At 57.0% G+C, this 17,280-nt stretch carries 18 protein-coding genes; 7 read left to right on the plus strand and 11 right to left on the minus strand.

All coding sequences use genetic code 11. The features are described from left to right. The first annotated feature begins 188 nt into the window (after positions 1-188). A complete protein-coding gene (locus tag ACUXHH_RS04645) occupies positions 189-1,424 on the plus strand; it encodes a hypothetical protein (RefSeq protein WP_279739865.1) in 1,236 nt (411 codons plus the stop codon). Positions 1,425-1,572: 148 nt separating this feature from the next. Here ACUXHH_RS04645 and ACUXHH_RS04650 read toward each other — a convergent pair whose 3' ends face one another. The 6 genes from ACUXHH_RS04650 to ACUXHH_RS04675 all read right to left on the minus strand — a co-directional run bounded on the left by ACUXHH_RS04650 (position 1,573) and on the right by ACUXHH_RS04675 (position 6,959). Continuing rightward, the gene (locus tag ACUXHH_RS04650; RefSeq protein ID WP_279739862.1) at positions 1,573-2,703 is read right to left on the minus strand and encodes an LCP family protein; all 1,131 of its coding nucleotides are present in this window, start codon (positions 2,701-2,703) and stop codon (positions 1,573-1,575) included. 325 nt (positions 2,704-3,028) lie between these two features. Further along, complete coding sequence (locus ACUXHH_RS04655; protein ID WP_005506069.1) at positions 3,029-3,283, minus strand: type B 50S ribosomal protein L31; 255 nt, start codon at positions 3,281-3,283, stop codon at positions 3,029-3,031. A gap of 253 nt (positions 3,284-3,536) precedes the next feature. Further along, on the minus strand, positions 3,537-4,415 hold the full coding sequence (locus tag ACUXHH_RS04660; RefSeq protein WP_279739850.1) for a TrmH family RNA methyltransferase: 879 nt from the start codon (positions 4,413-4,415) through the stop codon (positions 3,537-3,539). Continuing rightward, complete coding sequence (locus ACUXHH_RS04665) at positions 4,412-5,200, minus strand: ABC transporter ATP-binding protein (RefSeq protein WP_279739847.1); 789 nt, start codon at positions 5,198-5,200, stop codon at positions 4,412-4,414. The genes ACUXHH_RS04660 and ACUXHH_RS04665 overlap by 4 nt, the downstream gene beginning before the upstream one ends. Before the next feature lie 226 nt (positions 5,201-5,426). Further along, positions 5,427-6,170, minus strand: coding sequence for an SDR family oxidoreductase (locus ACUXHH_RS04670; RefSeq protein WP_279739845.1), 744 nt, complete (start codon positions 6,168-6,170; stop codon positions 5,427-5,429). Between the two features lie 72 nt (positions 6,171-6,242). After that, positions 6,243-6,959: a beta-ketoacyl-ACP reductase gene (locus ACUXHH_RS04675; RefSeq protein ID WP_279739843.1), complete on the minus strand. Its 717-nt coding sequence runs from the start codon at positions 6,957-6,959 to the stop codon at positions 6,243-6,245. Positions 6,960-7,246: 287 nt separating this feature from the next. On the opposite strand from ACUXHH_RS04675, the gene ACUXHH_RS04680 reads away from it, so the two are divergent. Both ACUXHH_RS04680 and ACUXHH_RS04685 read left to right on the plus strand, forming a co-directional pair. Beyond that, on the plus strand, positions 7,247-7,474 hold the full coding sequence (locus tag ACUXHH_RS04680; protein ID WP_279739841.1) for an acetone carboxylase: 228 nt from the start codon (positions 7,247-7,249) through the stop codon (positions 7,472-7,474). A 152-nt stretch (positions 7,475-7,626) separates the two neighbouring features. Further along, positions 7,627-8,355 carry a metal-dependent hydrolase gene (locus ACUXHH_RS04685; RefSeq protein ID WP_279739838.1) on the plus strand — a complete coding sequence of 243 codons (729 nt, stop codon included), beginning with the start codon at positions 7,627-7,629 and terminating at the stop codon, positions 8,353-8,355. Positions 8,356-9,090: 735 nt separating this feature from the next. Here ACUXHH_RS04685 and ACUXHH_RS04690 read toward each other — a convergent pair. Further along, entirely contained in the window at positions 9,091-10,689 is a 1,599-nt protein-coding gene (locus ACUXHH_RS04690) for an ABC-F family ATP-binding cassette domain-containing protein (RefSeq protein ID WP_279739836.1), read from the minus strand. A gap of 300 nt (positions 10,690-10,989) precedes the next feature. Here ACUXHH_RS04690 and ACUXHH_RS04695 point away from each other — a divergent pair, with 300 nt between their 5' ends. From ACUXHH_RS04695 to ACUXHH_RS04705, 3 genes are read left to right on the plus strand one after another with little or no spacing between them, the layout of a single operon-like run. After that, positions 10,990-11,622: a biotin transporter BioY gene (locus tag ACUXHH_RS04695; protein WP_279739835.1), complete on the plus strand. Its 633-nt coding sequence runs from the start codon at positions 10,990-10,992 to the stop codon at positions 11,620-11,622. A 32-nt stretch (positions 11,623-11,654) separates the two neighbouring features. After that, positions 11,655-12,542, plus strand: a complete 888-nt coding sequence (locus ACUXHH_RS04700; RefSeq protein WP_279789114.1) for an energy-coupling factor ABC transporter ATP-binding protein — start codon at positions 11,655-11,657, stop codon at positions 12,540-12,542. Next, positions 12,532-13,206, plus strand: coding sequence for an energy-coupling factor transporter transmembrane protein EcfT (locus ACUXHH_RS04705; RefSeq protein WP_314078953.1), 675 nt, complete (start codon positions 12,532-12,534; stop codon positions 13,204-13,206). Before ACUXHH_RS04700 ends, ACUXHH_RS04705 begins: the two co-directional genes overlap by 11 nt. Before the next feature lie 120 nt (positions 13,207-13,326). On the opposite strand, the gene ACUXHH_RS04710 is transcribed toward ACUXHH_RS04705, so the two are convergent. Next, the gene (locus ACUXHH_RS04710) at positions 13,327-14,181 is read right to left on the minus strand and encodes a DUF4253 domain-containing protein (RefSeq protein WP_279754903.1); all 855 of its coding nucleotides are present in this window, start codon (positions 14,179-14,181) and stop codon (positions 13,327-13,329) included. A gap of 541 nt (positions 14,182-14,722) precedes the next feature. On the opposite strand from ACUXHH_RS04710, the gene ACUXHH_RS04715 reads away from it, so the two are divergent. Further along, positions 14,723-15,223 (plus strand): HD domain-containing protein, encoded by a 501-nt coding sequence (locus tag ACUXHH_RS04715; protein ID WP_458390918.1) that lies wholly within the window; start codon positions 14,723-14,725, stop codon positions 15,221-15,223. 79 nt (positions 15,224-15,302) lie between these two features. Here the strand turns inward: ACUXHH_RS04715 and ACUXHH_RS04720 are convergent, their stop codons facing one another. From ACUXHH_RS04720 to sufC, 3 genes are all read right to left on the minus strand, one after another. Next, positions 15,303-15,875 (minus strand): Ltp family lipoprotein, encoded by a 573-nt coding sequence (locus ACUXHH_RS04720; RefSeq protein WP_458390919.1) that lies wholly within the window; start codon positions 15,873-15,875, stop codon positions 15,303-15,305. A gap of 271 nt (positions 15,876-16,146) precedes the next feature. Continuing rightward, positions 16,147-16,476 (minus strand): metal-sulfur cluster assembly factor, encoded by a 330-nt coding sequence (locus ACUXHH_RS04725; RefSeq protein ID WP_279739823.1) that lies wholly within the window; start codon positions 16,474-16,476, stop codon positions 16,147-16,149. Between the two features lie 40 nt (positions 16,477-16,516). Next, a complete protein-coding gene (sufC, locus tag ACUXHH_RS04730) occupies positions 16,517-17,275 on the minus strand; it encodes a Fe-S cluster assembly ATPase SufC (RefSeq protein WP_005506105.1) in 759 nt (252 codons plus the stop codon). Positions 17,276-17,280: the final 5 nt, after the last annotated feature.

Consider the following 17,280-nt stretch of genomic DNA (forward strand, 5'->3'; position numbering starts at 1 on the left):
GGTCGCGGCTCTTTAGTGCGTTGACGTGAGCCAGTGTTACCGGGACTGATTCCCCCAAACACCAAACTATATGCACCCGGTGCTAAAAGACAGATAAATGTCACCCGTTTTTGTGAGCTGTCCGCTCTGAAAGCATGAGAGAATAGACTAGGTATCCGCTCGCTTAGATATATCAGAAGGAGTTTTCAGTGGTCGATTACGCACTCGGTGACCGCGGTAGCGTTGACGTCGTCACCGATGATTACTATGAAGCAGAAACCCTCCAAATTTTTGAGGAACTGCACATCGACCGTGAACGGATCTGGTACGGTGAAGCGCGCCTTGTTCCCGAATCGGATAACCCCTACGAGCCCAATAGCATCGCCGTCTACATTGACGAATTCAAGGTAGGCCGTATGAGTGTGGAGGACTCCGCCGCGTACTGGGATTCCATTACCCGCGTGGTCGCCTCTGGCTACGAACCCATCGCGCACCTGCAGCTCTCCGCTGTTGCCGTACGCGCTGAAGGCGGCGGCATGCACGTGAAGAGCACCGGCGTGCTCTCCCTGTCCGCACCCGGCTCTCTCTTCCCCCTCAACGACGCGCCGACCCGCGCAACCCTGCTGCCCCAGGGCCCGTCAATGAAGGTGCTCGATGAGAAGGAGCACTCCGAATACCTGCACAGTATCCTGCCGCCCAGCGGTGAAGGCCGCGTAATCCTGACCCTGGAAGCAAATCAGCTCAAAACCTCCGACGGGCGCTTCGTCGACAGCGTTGAGGTGCGCCACGACCGCAAGCTCGTGGGCCGCCTGAGCACCCAGATGTCCGAGCAGCTGACGCCCGTCATCCGTTACGCATTTGAGAATGACCGCCTTACCAGCGCCTGGGGTACTATTCGCGGTAACACCCTGGAACTATCCCTGACCGTTCAGGCTGCACGCCCCGCCGATATTCCACAGGAGTGGTACGAGACTCTGCCCAATAACGTTCCGGCACTGCTACCCGCTGGTGAAGAGTACGAGGTACCCGCCGCATTCGTGCCCACCGAAGGTGAGCGTCACTACCTGGAATCCTCCGCACAGCAAGCACCGAAGAAGCGTCGTGGTTTCATGAGCTCCCTGACCGGCGGTTCCGCCGCCTCTGAGCCGACCCACTATGAGCCCGCCGCCGAGAAGCCGATAATCGAGTACAGCTTGGAAGAAGAGGAGTACTACGAACCGAACGAGCGTGACCGCCTGCTGAACCTGATCAAGGGTGCAGGCCTCGCCGTTCTGGTCGCCGGCCTGATTTCGATGCTGTGGACCCCGATGCTCGGCATCCTCATCGCTATCATGGGTGGCGCTGTTGCGGCTGTGGCATTCTACTTTGGTCGTCAGCCCTACTACGAAGCCTACGATAACGAAGAGGCTACTGAGCAAGAGGAAAAGCCTGAATCGAAGGCATAAGCTCCTCCCCTCAGAACATACGCACAAAGGGCGGCTACCCACCATTATGGTGAGGTAGCCGCCCTTTCACGTACACAGTTTCTCCAGGAACGGTTAAACACAGCGGGGGTGGAAGCTTATACAAGCTTTCCCGCGCAGGAGTCAAATCTTAATCCTGACCGTAAGTAGCCAAGAACTGATCCATCGTATCATTCCGCAGTGCGCTTGCCAGGTGGGCATTTGCAGCCTGGTTAACCAGAATGATTGACTGACCGTCGTAGGACCAACCCGGGCCTGCGTTCGGCAGGGTGGTCATACGCATCGTAGTGTCACCACTGGTCAGCACCGGAGCCGCAATCTGGGCAATCTGCGCAGCGTTCAGGCCGGAATCCACACGCATATAACCAGAAATAGACTCAACGGAAGACTGGAAAGTGCCCACACTGCTCAGCGCACCCTTAACCTTCATCGTGTTGTATAGGCCGCGCAGGAATGCACGCTGGTTACGGACACGCTGGTAGTCACCGTCAGCGAACTGGTAGCGAGCACGCACGAACGCAAGAGCCGCACCACCATCCATATGCTGCACACCCTGCTTGAAAGACCAGGCATTGATGTCGAAGTCGAACGGTACCTGGACATCCACACCACCGACCGAGTTCACAAGAGCCTTGAAGCCCTCAAACTCAATTTCAGCCACGTGATCAATCTTGATACCAACCAGGCTCTCAACGGTCGCCACCTGCAGAGAAATACCGCCGTAGTTGAGTGCAGCGTTAATCTTCGCCGCACCGTAACCGGGGATGTTCACCCAGGTATCACGCATGATTGAGACCAGGTACACGCCCTTGCCATCAGCCGGAATGTGCATGAGCATGATGCTATCTGCACGGGAGCCGCTCACCTGAGCTGCTTCAGAGCCGGAACGAGTATCACTACCGAGTAGCAGAATATTCTTACCCGGGCCCTTGACAACTCCGTAGTTGTAGCCGTTATCGAGGATGCCGTCGCCGTCCTTATCGTGCTCGCTGGCATTATCTGAGTTGGTATCCCCCGGAGCCTTCAGCTCCGTTACGTTGAGCTTCTTAGCCTCTCCAAGCTGCTCCCTAATTTTTCTGAGGTCTTCGTCCACTTTAGTGATGGAGTCGAACTTCTCGGTCTTGCTATCCCAAGTGTGGCCAGCACGCCAGATAAAGAAACCAATACCGAGGGTAATAACCAGCAGAAGAATCAGCAGGATCAGCAGGGCACGCTTGACCCATTTCTTCCTCTGCGACGGTTCAGAATGCGCGTCGCTCATTAAGTTGTCCTTTGTTTGAGATGGTGATACGCGAGACGCGCAGCGCATCCAGCGAAGTCTCTAGAATACAGAGAGCCGGAGAATACCCGCCGATATGGGGCGGTGCTGGAGGGCACAGAAAATGCACAGCTCGCAAAATACTTACTCATTGTAACGCTGTCAGCTGGTCTACGCACCCGTAAGCGAAAGGTTTTACATTACAACTTTCCTCCCGTTTGGGCGAATATTTTAGATTGCACCGTAAAATGCGCAATGCCCCGCCTCCTTGAAAACCAAGGAGAACGGGGCATTAATCTCGCTAAAAAGCAAAGCTGGGAAAGAAGATTTACTTCTTACCGAAGTTGCCGAAGCGTGCGTTGAAGCGCTCGACGCGACCTGCGGAGTCCATGATGCGCTGTTTACCGGTGTAGAACGGGTGCGACTCGGACGAGATTTCAACCTCGACGATCGGGTACTCGTTGCCGTCTTCCCACTTCTCAGTCTTGTCCGAGGTCATGGTGGAACGGGTCAGGAAGACCTTGCCGGATGCGAGGTCGCGGAACAGAACCAGGTTGTAGTCCGGGTGGATTTCTGCCTTCATTGATATACCTTCTTCTGCTACTGGATTTTGCCAGTAGCCCTTATATAGATGGAGTAGGTTTTTCGATGTGCAGCTATCGAGAAAATCTCAGAGCGCATCACCATTGTGCCCGCGTAGGGCGCGCACAACCCATTAAGGGTACCATCTTCACGGATTAAATCCCAGTACGTTCCCTCACAGGCACCAACCCACACACCGCAAGGGCACCCGAAGAAGGCACTCACGGGGGTTACTAATCAGATCAGAACCCAGGCTATGAACGCGGGCGGGTCTCCCAGAACGCCACGGCGCTCGCCGCCGCAACATTCAAAGAATCCACACCGTGCGACATCGGAATCATCACTGTATCGCCACACGCCGCCAAGGTGCGGAACGACAGACCGTGCCCCTCCGTGCCCAGAATCAGCGCAAGCTTCTCATCCCGGCGAGCAGACAGCTCCTCCAGGGTCAGCGAGTCCTCCTTCAGAGCCAACGCCGCGCTCTTAAAGCCCAGCTCGTGCAAAGTCTGCAAGTTATCAGGCCACGACTCCAAGCGAGCCCACGGCACCTGAAAAACAGTACCCATCGACACGCGAATCGAGCGGCGATACAGCGGATCAGCGCATCGCGGAGTCACTAGCACAGCATCCACGTTCAGCGCGGCAGCCGAACGGAAAATAGCTCCCACATTCGTGTGGTCCACAATGTCTTCCAAAATCGCCACGCGAGAGGCACCTCGCAACAACTGCTCCAGAGGCTGCGGCGCCGGACGAGCCATCGCCGCCAACGCGCCACGATGCAGATGAAAACCGGTCACCTGCTCCAGTTGCTCCTCACTACCCACATACGCGGGAGTGTCAGGATGGGCGCGCAAAACATCCGCCAAATCATCAGCCCACTTCTCACTCATCAGGAAAGAAACAGGCTGATGACCTGCAGCGAGCGCACGACGAATCACCTTCGAAGACTCCGCAATGTAAATACCCCACTGCGGCTCCATGGCGCTACGGAGCTTCACATCAGTCAGCTGCGTGTAGTGGCGTAACGCCTGCTCGGGTGCCTGCGCCAGAGCCGTGACCGATTCGATGGCGTAGACACGCTCGGCACGCTCAGCGATCTGTTCGGCGCTCAGCTGCTTCGGGGCACGGCTCATGCGCGCTTAAACGCGGAGTAACGACCCGCGGAGGTGACGGTCAGAGCCAGGTCCATATCGTAGGTTGCTGCGAGGTTCGCCTCGGTAATGGTGGACAGGATCGGGCCGGCAGCGACCACGCCACCGTCACGGACCAGCAGGGCGTGGGTGAAGCCCGCCGGGATTTCCTCGAGGTGATGGGTGATGAGCACGGTAGCCGGTGCGTAGGGGTCAGCAGCCAGCACGGTCAGACGCTCAACCAGGTCCTCACGACCGGAGATGTCCATGCCGGAACCGGGCTCGTCCAGCAGCAGCATTTCGGGGTCAGTCATGAGGGCGCGGGCAATCAGTGCACGCTTGCGCTCGCCGTCGGAGAGGGAACCGAAGGTGCGGTCAGCGAGGGTATCGACGCCCCACTCAGCCAGCAACTCGGTGGCACGATCGTCGTCCATGACGTCGTATTCTTCCTTCCAACGGCCGGACACAGCGTACGCTGCGGTCACGACAACGTCGGAAACCTTCTCGTTGGCGGGAATCTGGGTAGCTGAAGCACCGGAGGACAGACCAATGCGCGGGCGCAGGTCGAACACGTCAACAGCGCCGAGGGTCTCGTCAAGGATCTCAACCTCGCCGCTGGTCGGGTGCAGGCGGGCTGCCGCAATCGAAAGCAGAGTGGACTTACCGGCGCCGTTGGGGCCCAGAACGACCCAGCGTTCACCTTCGTTCACAGTCCACGAAACGTTGTTAAGGATGGGGCGGCCGCCGCGAATCACGGAGACATTCTGAAGGTTGAGTACGGTGCTCATGGTTCTTCTTCCAGTGAGTTAGATGGATGGGATGCGCCCCCACCCCGCAACCTATACCGGGTTATCGGAGCGGTTGGTGCATAGTGCGCGGGCACCCCACATTGGGTTCTTCGCGCAAAGTCTTAGGGGCTATAGGTGCCGATGCGTAAGGGGCGGCCGCCTTATCAAATGTACCTTGTCAGAGGGGCGGGCGCATCCGCACCGGCATCTATAGCAGCTAAATTTATTAGTCGATGAAGCCGCGTGCGCCGCCAACCAGCTCAACGTGGCCGGTCTCAACGTCTGCGGTGACCATCTTCGCGATTTCCTGCGCGAACTCGTTGACGGTGTAGAGCTTGCCTGCGGTCTCGCGGCGCTGTTCAATAGCGCCGGGGTGCAGGCGGTTCAGCAGGGTTGCGGTGACGGTGCCTTCAATCATGTCAGCGGACACAACGACCAGGGAGATACCCTTCTCAGAGAGTGCGGGAATCTCGGCGATCAGTGCATCTTCACCGGCACGCTTGGATTCTGCAACGGGCTTGTACTCGTCCATGGTCTCAACTTCGCGGATAAAGTGCGCCTGGTGGCTGGTTACGAACACGATGCGTGCGCCTTCGGGCATCTTCTCTGCAGCCAGGCGTGCCAGGTTCAGCTGTGCGTCACGGTTCAGGCGCATTGCGTAGTCTTCGCCCATACCGGATTCCATACCACCCGACGCGTTGAGGATCAGGTAGTCCAGGGAACCGAAGGTCTCCACGGCAGTGTTAACGAGATTCTGCAGGTCCTCGTTGTTGGTCACGTCAGCTTGCACTGCGATTGCCTTGCCAGCAGCCTCTTCAATAGCCTTGACGACCTTGTTCGCGCGCGGTGCCTTAGAGCGGTAGTTCACCACAATATTCGCGCCCTCAGCGGCGAGAATCTGTGCGGTGTCTGCGCCAACGCCGCGGGAGGAACCGGTAATGATGATGGTCTTGCCGGTCAGCTGTGCCATAGTTTTATGTCCTTAAGTCTAGAAAGGGTGCGCCCACGCCCGGGCGTTTCATGTAGTCCGTACCAGGTGGGGTTAGTGCCCCATGCCCAGGCCGCCATCAACGGGGATGACAGCTCCAGAAATGTAGCTAGCTTCATCGGAGACGAGCCAGCGAATCACGCGAGCGACCTCTTCCGCCTCAGCGAAGCGACCAGCCGGGATGGACGCCAGGTAGTTCTTCTTAGTTTCCTCGGGCAGAACATCAGTCATAGCGGTGTTAATGAAGCCCGGTGCCACCACGTTAGCGGTGATGTTACGGCCGCCCAGCTCACGGGTGATGGAGCGTGCCATACCAACCAGTGCAGCCTTAGATGCGGAATAGTTGACCTGGCCAGGGGAACCGTACAGACCCACCACGGAGGAAACCAGGATGATGCGGCCGCGCTTGAGCTTCAGCATGCCCTTGATGGCGCGCTGAACCACGCGGAAAGAACCGGTGAGGTTGGTGTCGACCACATCGGTAAAGTCGGATTCCTTCATGCGCATCAGCAGCATGTCGCGGGTGATACCTGCGTTGGCAACCAGCACCTCCACGGGGCCGAATTCTGCTTCGATTTCCTTGAATGCTTCGTTAATGCTGTCGGCATCGCGTACATCTGCCTTGACGGCGAAAAATTCTTCGGGGGCTTCACCGCTACGGTAGGTGATGCAGACGTTGTGTCCTGCTGCCTGGAATTCCTTGGCAATTTCGTAGCCGATGCCTCGGTTGCCGCCGGTGACCAGCACGGTCTTGGGAGTGTTCTCGCTCATGAGCTTCCTTGATGAGTCGACCCCTCGCGATCAGAGCCGATGCAGCGGCTCCACGGTTGGGGTGTGGACGGATGGACAGTCGAACCTTATTTTACCGCGTTTTAGCACAAAGGTGCCGCAGGCTACACTCCACTCTTGAACGTTGAACACCCACTCCCCTTCTTTTACATGCCTCATCGGGCGAGTACACTGGCTGAAGCGGAACAGCCCGCACCTCCCTTTCCACTGAATCGCGTGGGCACGGAATACCACCGCATGTTGAAGCGCAAGAGTAAGGATAAGAAAACATGGATCTGCTCGGTTCACTTTCACAGAACGCACAGCCCGAGTACGCCAAGTGCTCTCGCAAGGGCTGCCAGCAGGCGGCAGAATTTCAGCTGCTCTGGAACAACCCGAAGGTGCACACCCCCGAGCGTCGCAAGGTCTGGTTGGCGTGCTCCGAGCATGTGGGCTGGCTGGAGAATTACCTGCGTGAGCGTGAGTTCTGGAAGCAGACTCTTCCGTTTGAAGGGTAGTGTCATCGAAAGGTAGCACTGCTTGAGTAATAACCCTACCTATCGAAAGTAATTTCGATATATGCTATATTTGTTCTAATGAGTTCGGGGGAGCATCCCGGCACCTAGGCAATCACACTCGCTGAGCAATCACACCAAGGAGGCACCTCCCCATGATGGGCTATTCGCACACTGTCAGTGCCACAGCTGGCTGGCTAGTGCTCGTCGAGACGGGAGTGGTGCAGGTTCCCGATACCCCCACTCTCATTGTGACCACCCTGGCTTGTGCCGGTGCCGGCATGCTGCCGGATATTGACCACCACAACGGCAGTATCGCCAACTCCATTCCGCCCATTTCACGCTGTGTGGCACGCATTGTCGGGGCAGTCAGTGGCGGACACCGCAAGGGAACACACTCTATTTTGGGCCTGGTAGTCTTCTGGGCAATTGCCTATTTCAGCGCCAACCTGAGCTACAACGGAATCCCCTGGGCTTCACTACTTCTTGCTGCATTCTCGGGCGGTCTAGCCTTGCGCGTGCTCGGTGCACCGGGTGGATGGATCGGTGCCGTTGCCCTCGGGTACGCCGCCTATACAACCGATTCGCTGGCACTGCTCCCCTGGGCTATTTCTGTCGGCGCCACCATTCACCTGATGGGCGACCTGCTGACAACCCGCGGCCTACTGCCCCTCTACCCCATCGTTATCAAGCCCCTAGTGGCTTCTCCCCTATGGAAAAAGAGCGGCTACATAGCACTGCCACTCCTGGGTGATGCTGGCAGCGTACGCGAGAAGGCGCTCGTTCTAGCGCTGACCGGGTACGTCGCCTGGTACGCGGCAGCCATGATGGGCTTTACCGAATACCCCCTGCAAATGTTTGGGCTGGGTATTCACGCCGCATAACTAAATTCTCAATGAGGACAGAAAAGCGCCCCGTCACTTCCCTACGGAAGCGGCGGGGCGCTTTTCTAATCCTTATCCCGACCTATCGGGGTGAGAGATTAAGCGTCCTGGATGGGCCAGAAGACGTCAACCTCAACGTTCTCTTCACCGGAGGTGGGGTACTTCTCGAACTCAGTGTTGTGCATTGGCAATTCTCCTTCGTGAGCGGGCGGGAATCTCTTCTCCCCCGCGTTAGCTCACCATCGACAGTGAGCCCTATATGTTCGCATTTGCGTCCTCGCAACCGCGGGAACAGTTACAAGTCTACGCCCCATACATGTTGTGTTTCTACTATTTTTCCCACAATGTATGTAGAGACACATGAAAAATTCAAAAAGCCCACACAGACCCCCTGAAATACCGCCCAGGAGCTTTTCTTTCCCTCAGAATAACCCACAAGGCAACATTATTTCCCGTCAAATAGGCTGCAAGTTTCATATGCCAGAACCCACAAATCACATGCATGGGAACGCAATAACAGCATATACGCTCAGAAAACAATACAAACCCACGGGTCAGGTCATATTTTTCGGCGCTATTCACGAGAAAAATACCGACAATATATCTCCACAACATATTTTCAGAACACAAAAAATACGCCGCGAACGATAAAACAACGCCTAATACACACAAAAAAGGCCCCGGCGCTACACGGCACCGGAGCCTCCCCAGGCTTTTACGCCAGCAAATAGTGCTTTACGCTAGCGAAATCAAATCCTGGTATTCCTTCGACCATAAATCCTCCACCGCATCCGGCAGAAGCAGCACACGCTCAGGATCCAGCGCCTCCACTGCACCCTCATCATGAGAAACCATCACAATGGCGCCCTGGTACGCCTTCAACGCGTTTAGAATCTCCTCACGTGAGGCGGGGTCCAGGTTGTTAGTCGGTTCATCGAGCAGTAGCACGTTCGCACTCGATGCCACCAGGGTCGCCAGGGACAGACGGGTCTTCTCGCCGCCGGAAAGCACACCAGCAGGCTTATCCACGTCATCACCGGAGAACAGGAACGAACCCAGAATCGTACGCACGCGGGTGTCATCCAGATCCGGCGCGGCAGACTTCATGTTCTCAAAGACAGTGCGGTCACCATCAAGAATTTCGTGTTCCTGCGCGAAATAACCCAGCTTCGCGCCGTGACCGTACACAACCTCACCCGTATCTGGCTGGGTTGAGCCAGCCAGCATGCGCAACAGAGTGGTCTTACCGGCACCGTTCAGGCCCAGCACCACCACGCGCGAACCGCGGTCAATCGCCAAATCAACGTCCGTGAAAATCTCCAAAGAGCCGTAGGACTTCGACAGGCCCTGCGCAGAGAGCGGGGTTTTACCACACGGCGCCGGATCCGGGAAGCGAATCGCCGCAACCTTATCGCTCTGACGCTCCTCCTCCAGGCCACGCAGAAGCTTCTCGGCGCGCTTAATCATCTGCTGAGCAGCAACAGCCTTCGTCGCCTTGGCGCGCATCTTATTCGCCTGCTCCATCAGAGCATTCGCCTTCTTCTGTGCATTCGCACGCTCACGCTTGCGGCGGTGCTCATCCTGCTCACGCTGAAGCAAGTAGTTCTTCCAGCCCATGTTGTACTGGTCAATTACGCAGCGGTTCGCGTCCAGATAGAAGACGCGATTGACGACCAGCTCCATCAGGTCAACATCGTGGCTAATAACCAGCAATCCACCAGAGAAGTTCTTCAAGAAGTCACGCAACCACAGAATAGAGTCGGCATCCAGGTGGTTCGTCGGCTCATCCAGCAGCATGGTATCTGCGTTGGAGAAGAGAATACGCGCCAGCTCCACGCGGCGACGCTGACCACCCGACAGTGTAGACAGCGGCTGGGCGAGCACACGCTCCGGCAGGTCCAGGTTGGAGGTGATGACCGCCGCCTCCGACTCCGCCGCATAGCCGCCACCGGCAATGAACTCAGCCTCAAGACGGTCGTAGCGGCGCATACCCTTAGCGCGCAGCGCCGGGTCTTCGCTCGCCATGTCTTCCTGCGCCTGACGCATCTTGCGTGCCACACCGTCCAGGCCACGCGCTGAGAGGATGCGATCACGAGCCAGCTGGCTCATGTCATCCACCTTCGGGTCCTGCGGAAGGTAGCCGATAGTGCCGCTGCGGGTCACCGTACCGTCAGCGGGCAGGGTCAGACCGGCAAGCACCTTAGTCATAGTGGTCTTACCGGCACCGTTACGGCCCACCAAGCCAATCTTGTCGCCCCTATCGATGCGGAAGGTAACCTCTTCCATGAGCAGGCGCGCGCCTGCACGCAATTCGAGGTTCTGTACAGCAATCATGGGTGCCTTTCCGGATGGCGGTCTGGTGTGCGGATTGATAGTGCTCTGTAGGCGGGATTCACCGGGCTAAAAGCGGCGAGCGTGCGGAGCACCTCATCAATTTTAGTGCAGGTGTGCCGAGTGCGCATGTGGGGCACCTTTTGTTTTTGTGGTGTGAGGTGTACTATACATACCGAACACTATTCATAGAGCATTGTTCAAAAACTGGGTTGTAACAAGCAAATCAACCACCGCTACCCTCAACTCTCAACTCTGCAGAAAAATCTGCAGAGCAATATGTACCAAAGGAGTACTACCCCAATGACCGATTCCATACGCGAATCAGCCCAGGCAACCCAGGTACCGCGCAGTAACGTAGCAGCAAAGACCTCTCTCGCCACCGACCTCTCCCTCATCGCAGTATTCGCGGGCTTCATCGCCGCGCTCGCCATCATGCCCGCCGTCAGCTTGGGTGGCGTTGCGGTTCCCTTCACCTTCCAGACCCTCGGCATTTACATCACCGCGCAGGTCCTCGGTGGTAAGCGTGCCACCGCCTCCGTAGCGCTGTACCTGCTGGTTGGTTTTGCTGGCCTGCCCATCTTCGCTAAGGGCGGCGCCGGTTTGGGTTCGCTTGCGTCTCCGAGCGCAGGATACCTACTGGGCTTCCTGCCCTTCGCCGCTATTGCCGGTACCCTCGCCTACCTGTTCACCCGCAACACCCGTTCGGTTGGTGCGACCTTCCTCATGGCTCTGATCGCGAACTTCTGCGGTTTTGTGGTTCTGACCGCCTGCGGTATCGCCGGTATGATGGTGAACGCCCACATGACTTTTGACGCCGCATTCAGCGCGGCAATGGTATTCGTTCCCTGGGATCTGGTGAAGTCCACGATTGCGGTTCTGGTTGGTTTGTCGGTACGCCGCGCCTTCCCGTCCCTGGCTTCTACCCGGCGTTAAAGGCACACAATATGCCGCACGAGAGGATAGCTATGTTTTTTCGCCGCTCCACGCGCCAGCCTGCACCGCAGCAGGTACAGGGCGAGCAGACAGTGAGCACCTCTTCCAGCATGCCCGCCCTTGAGCTTGAATCGGTGAGTGTTTTCACCGAGCTGCCCGAAGGCGGGCATCGCCGTATCCTCAAGGATGTGAGTCTGCGGTTCACGGCGAAGCGTATCGCGGTGCTGGGTCTGAACGGTAGTGGCAAGTCCACCCTACTGGGGCTTTTCAATGGGCTCACCTACCCGGATGAAGGTATTGTGCGCGTGAACGGTGTCGACACCCTGGAGACACCGAGCCGCGGCTCGAAGGGTGCTCGCGGTAATTCGCAGGGCGCTTTTGAGGGTGTGGGCATGCTCTTCGCCCAGCCGGAGGCGCAGCTGATTATGCCCACCGTTGCCGAAGATATTGACCTGAGCCTGCGCCGTGCCGCAGCCGTTGAAGGTAGTGCTCTCAGCGGTGAGCAGCGCCGCGAACGGATTCGTGAACTGCTCCGTGAGCGCGGCCTCGAACGTCTGGAGGACCAGAGCGTTTTCACCCTCTCAGGAGGCGAAAAGCAGCTGGTTGCTCTCACCAGTGTGCTGGCGGCACGCCCGCAGATTCTTCTGCTTGACGAGCCGACTACCCTACTGGATTTGCGCAATCGCGCTCGGCTGCTGAAGCATTTGGAGTCGCTGAATCAGATGCTGGTGCTCAGCACACACGACCTGGATTTGGCGGCGTCCTGCGATGAAGCCGTGATTATTCATGACGGCCGTTTGCTCGCTCAGGGGGATGCGGCGCAGCTGGTGCAACAGTACCGCACCTGGTGTGCCGAGGGGTTCCCCAACGAAGGCGCTACCGAAGATCTGGACTCGGCAGGAGGCGCGCATGGGCGCTAACACGCCGCGCGTGAATCCTCGCCCCGCCTCCCAGGGCTCGGATTTCAACCCCGGTACTATGCTGGTGGGTTTCTACCAGCCGTTGAATACGCCGGTGCATCGGGTGCCGCTGTGGCTCAAGGGCACGCTCTTCTTTGGGTTGTTCCTGCTATTGGCGGTGACCAGCTGGCAGGTGGCGTTGGTGGCGCTGGTGGCGTCCACGCTCTGCGCGTTGTGGGCTGGTGTGCCTGCCTCCCAGCTGTGGCTGGTGGTTCGCATGCTGTCTCTGCTGCTACTGATCATGGTCGCCTATTACGTGTTTACGGATCAGTACGCCTCCGGCGCGGATGCTATCGCGACCATGCTGACCGCTTTCTACGCTTCCCGTGCCCTGCTGGTGAGCACTCCCCTGCCGGTTCTGATTGACGGTTTTGTGAGGCTCTGTTCACCGCTGCGTTTCGTGGGTCTTTCTCCCGAGCGTCTGGGTCTGCTGATTGCGTTGATGATTCGGTCAATTCCGGCGCTTATGGACCGTTGGGGTGCGTTGCGTAGGGCGGCGATGGCGCGTAATCTGCCCAAGCGCATGTATTGGCGGCTGCTGATTCCGTGGGTGGTGCAGGCGGTGGATTATGCGACGGCGACCGCGAAGGCGTTGCGAGCGCGGCACGTGGATGAGCTGAAATAGTACAGTGACATAACGCGACAACCTGGGACGAACCCGCGCAGACATCCGAAAAGGGGTGGGGTGAACCGTTTAGTTCACCCCACCCTTTCGCATTTAACTCGGGTTTATTTTCAGATGCTTTTAGGGAGTTTCAACCACCAGGGCTGCGGGGAGTTGCTCCCACCACAGATACCAGTCGTGCTGGCCGTAGAGCGCCTCCACGAGCTTGTCGAAGCCGCGATAGACACGCACCGGCATCGCCGAGGAAACCATCGTGTGCTCGACCGCCAGGATTTCTGCATCGCGGCGGGTGGCGACCGGTACCGGTGTGTAGAACTCTATGAAGTCCGAGGCGATAACAGCCGGGTAGGCATCATCGCGTTCAAGCCAGTAGAGGGCGATGAGCAGCAACGTTTCGGGGCTGGGGCTGGAGTCCCACCCGCCGAAGGGTAGATAGGCAAACACCCCGGAGGCGTCCCGCAGCGGCAGGTCCATGATGAGCAGTTCCGCGGCGCTGTCAATGTCGGTGGATTTGACCTTCTCATTGATGATGCCGGCGGTCAGTTCGAAAGGATACTCTGCTTTCAGGGGCGTGCTAATATCCTCTTCGTCGAGTTCGCCGTTTTTCATGAGGCGGCAATACGTCTGTCGGTAGGCGTTCTCGTTCAGGCGCCGGAAAGCTTCGTGCGCAGCAACTTCTACACCGAACTGGTCCACGTAATGATGCTGGTCGGTGAGGAGGTCATGTGCGTACCGTTTGATGGTGTCGGCGGTGAGGTCCTGCACGGGGGTTAAGGTACGCAGGGATACGTTATTCTCGATGGTCCCGAGCAGGGTCGGGTCGAGGGCAACCACGATGGGGGTTGTTCCCCGGTTCTTGCCCTCGTGGAGGTGTTCGAGGTATCGCCGGTTAAGTTCGGCTCGTGGGGCGCCGTGGCGGATTCGCTCGTGTGGGTAGGGATACAAGGCGATGAAGCGCTCATAGAGCTCTGCCATGGTTTTCTCCGATGTTTGGTTGCCCCCAGTTTATCGCCTATTTTCGCACAAAAATATGGGTTTTTGGATGTTTCAGCAGGGCGCGGAGGGCACGCGATTTTTTCGTGTGATGAGTGTGTATCGGTGTGTGCTAAACACGCTTAAACTGCCTTTGTGTTGGGCGGTTTGCGCACCTGTTTTCGCCAGAAAAAGTTAGAAATTTTTCGCCACCATATGAGATTTTGGGCGAGTTACACCGGGCGGTGTCAAAGGGTTCGGCGGACACTTTTGTGGAGGTGGCGGGCGCCGCCTGAATGCCTGTTATCAACCGCAGATACACGGCAGAAAGGGCACCAAACCCACAATTTCAGAAGGAAAAACACCCTATTTTCTTCTTCGGCGCGTCATATTTGACGTATTAAGAGCGTCTCGGGCGAGTTCCGCCGCTGCCGCATAGCTGCTGGAGTAAAGTGTTGGTACCAGCTACCACCCGTGCCGCATTGGTACGGAAAACGACGCTGGGACCATCAACTCGCAGGAGTTCAAACCAACGGAGGTTCTCATGTCGAATAACTACTACAAAGAGATGGTTCGCCTGGCAGACAGCATCGCTGATAAGGCGCATGAGGGGCAGACTGACCATAATGGCTGGCCCTATATCTCCCACCCCCGCCGTGTGGCTCTTGGGGCGCGTAAGCTTGTGTGTGAGTTGGCTGCCGCAACTCACCCTGATACCTCTTTGGAGGAGCTGAAGGCTGAAGCGCAGATTGTGGCGCTGCTGCATGACACGGTGGAGGATACCGGCGTTTCCCTCGCATATCTGGCCCGTCACTTCTCGGCGCGTATTGTGGATGCGATTGATGCCTTGACCCACCGCCCGGGTGAGTCGCGTGAGTCGTATCTGAGCCGGGTGCGTGTGAATGATTTGGCTCGTCTGGTGAAGCTTGCCGATATTGCGGATAATACTGACCCGCAGCGTTTGGCTCTGTTGCCGGAGCCGACCCGCTCGACCCTGATGATTAAGTACGAACACTCGCTAAAGCTACTGCACCTGAACGACTAGGTTCAAAGCTGACCATATAGAAGCCGCCCGGTATGGAATGTGTTCCATGCCGGGCGGCTTCTATGAATCATCTATTGAATTAGCTCAGGTGAGAGACTGCGTACTCCGCTTCTTCCTCGGTGAATCCTTCAAACGAGGAAGTCAGCTGAGAACGGATTGCTTCAGGAGACATGTTCATCGTCTTCTGGTAGCTTTTCGCCTTTTCCAGGGCGTTTGCGTTCCAGTCAGCCTTCATGTTGTCTACAGCGTACTGAGCTGCTTCAGGAGTGAACTTTTCAAATTCACTGGTGAGCTGGTTGTAGATACCCTGCTTGGACATGTGCATGGTGCGAGAATAAGACTCCGCCTTCTTCAAAGCAGACTTATATTCGCTAGGAACGCTGTTATCGTTCTGCTTTGCGTTAGATTCCGCCCCAGCTACGGTAGAAGACTCAGTACCAGTTCCCTGAGAATTCTCATTAGTAACAGAAGAAGAATCAGCAGCTGCCGAAGACGAAGAAGCACTCGTAGACTTGCTGGAGCCACCGCCCATTATTGAAGCGCAACCACCAAGAAGAACAAGAATAACGAGAGTGATAAACCACCAACGGAGGTAGAAGGGCTTCTTCTTAACGTAGACAGAACCGTCAGCGGCAATAATCTTTTGTGCCATGATTTCCTTTCGGCTTTCCTCAAGCAACCGTTGCATGAGAGCCTAATATGATGTGAGTGTATGATTCACAAGGAAATATACTCGCCCCCCCCCAAAGTCAAAGCGTCCTAGTTGTTTCAGCAAAATACATCACTACCATTATTAAATTACTTTTAAATCTGGGATTAAGACCACACATTCACTTCATGTAAAAACGCACAAAAATACCCGCCCGGTGCCGAAGGCATACACCTTCCGCACCGGGCGGGTATCTTATCTGCGAGTCAGGAGCTTAGATGTTGAAGCCCAGCGCGCGCATCATATCGCGGCCGTCCTCAGTAATACGCTCCGGACCCCACGGCGGCATCCAAACCCAGTTCACACGCCAAGAATCAACCAGGTTATCCAGGTTAGCCTGAACCTGCTCCTCAATAACCTCCTGCAGCGGGCACGCTGCGGTGGTCAGAGTCAGGTCCAGAATGAGGGTTCCATCCTCATCCCAGCGCAGACCGTAGAGCAGACCGAGGTCAACAATATTGACGCCGAGCTCCGGGTCAATGACCTCCTTGAGGGTTTCCTCAATTTCTTCCTGAGGAACACGACCCTGCACAGTCTCAGTCATAGTTCTATCTTTCTGTCAGAATCCGGTAAGGAGAAGAAGCTTACTTCTTACCCACGTAAGCTACGTAGCCCTCTTCTTCCAGGCGGTCAGCCAGCTCGGGGCCGCCCTGGTCAACCATCTTGCCGTCCACGAACACGTGCACGAACTGCGGCTTGATGTAGCGAAGGATGCGGGTGTAGTGGGTAATCAGCATGACGCCCATGTCGTTCTCGTCGTGCGCACGGTTCACGCCCTCAGAAACGATCTTCAGTGCGTCAACGTCCAGACCGGAGTCGGTCTCGTCCAGGATGCCGAACTTGGGCTTGAGCAGCTCCAGCTGAAGGATCTCGTGGCGCTTCTTCTCACCACCGGAGAAGCCCTCGTTCACGTTACGTGCGATGAACGCGGGGTCAATCTCCAGGTTCTTCATGGCTTCCTTAACGTCCTTGGTCCAGGTACGCAGGGAGGGAGCCTTGCCGTCCACAGCGGTCTTAGCGGAACGCAGGAAGTTGGACATGGTCACACCGGGGATCTCAACCGGGTACTGCATAGCCAGGAACAGGCCTGCGCGTGCACGCTCGTCCACGCTCATCTCGGTGATGTCCTCACCGTCGAGCAGGATCTGACCGGAGTCAACCTGGTACTTGGGGTGGCCAGCAATGGTGGAAGCCAGAGTGGACTTACCGGAACCGTTCGGGCCCATGATTGCGTGAATCTCGCCCGAGTTGATGGTCAGGTTAACGCCCTTCAGGATGGGCTTGGTGGTTTCGTCGTCGAGGATAACCGAGACGTGAAGGTCCTTGATTTCAAGAGTAGACATTGATT

This window comes from Rothia sp. 110740021-2, from assembly GCF_054263775.1.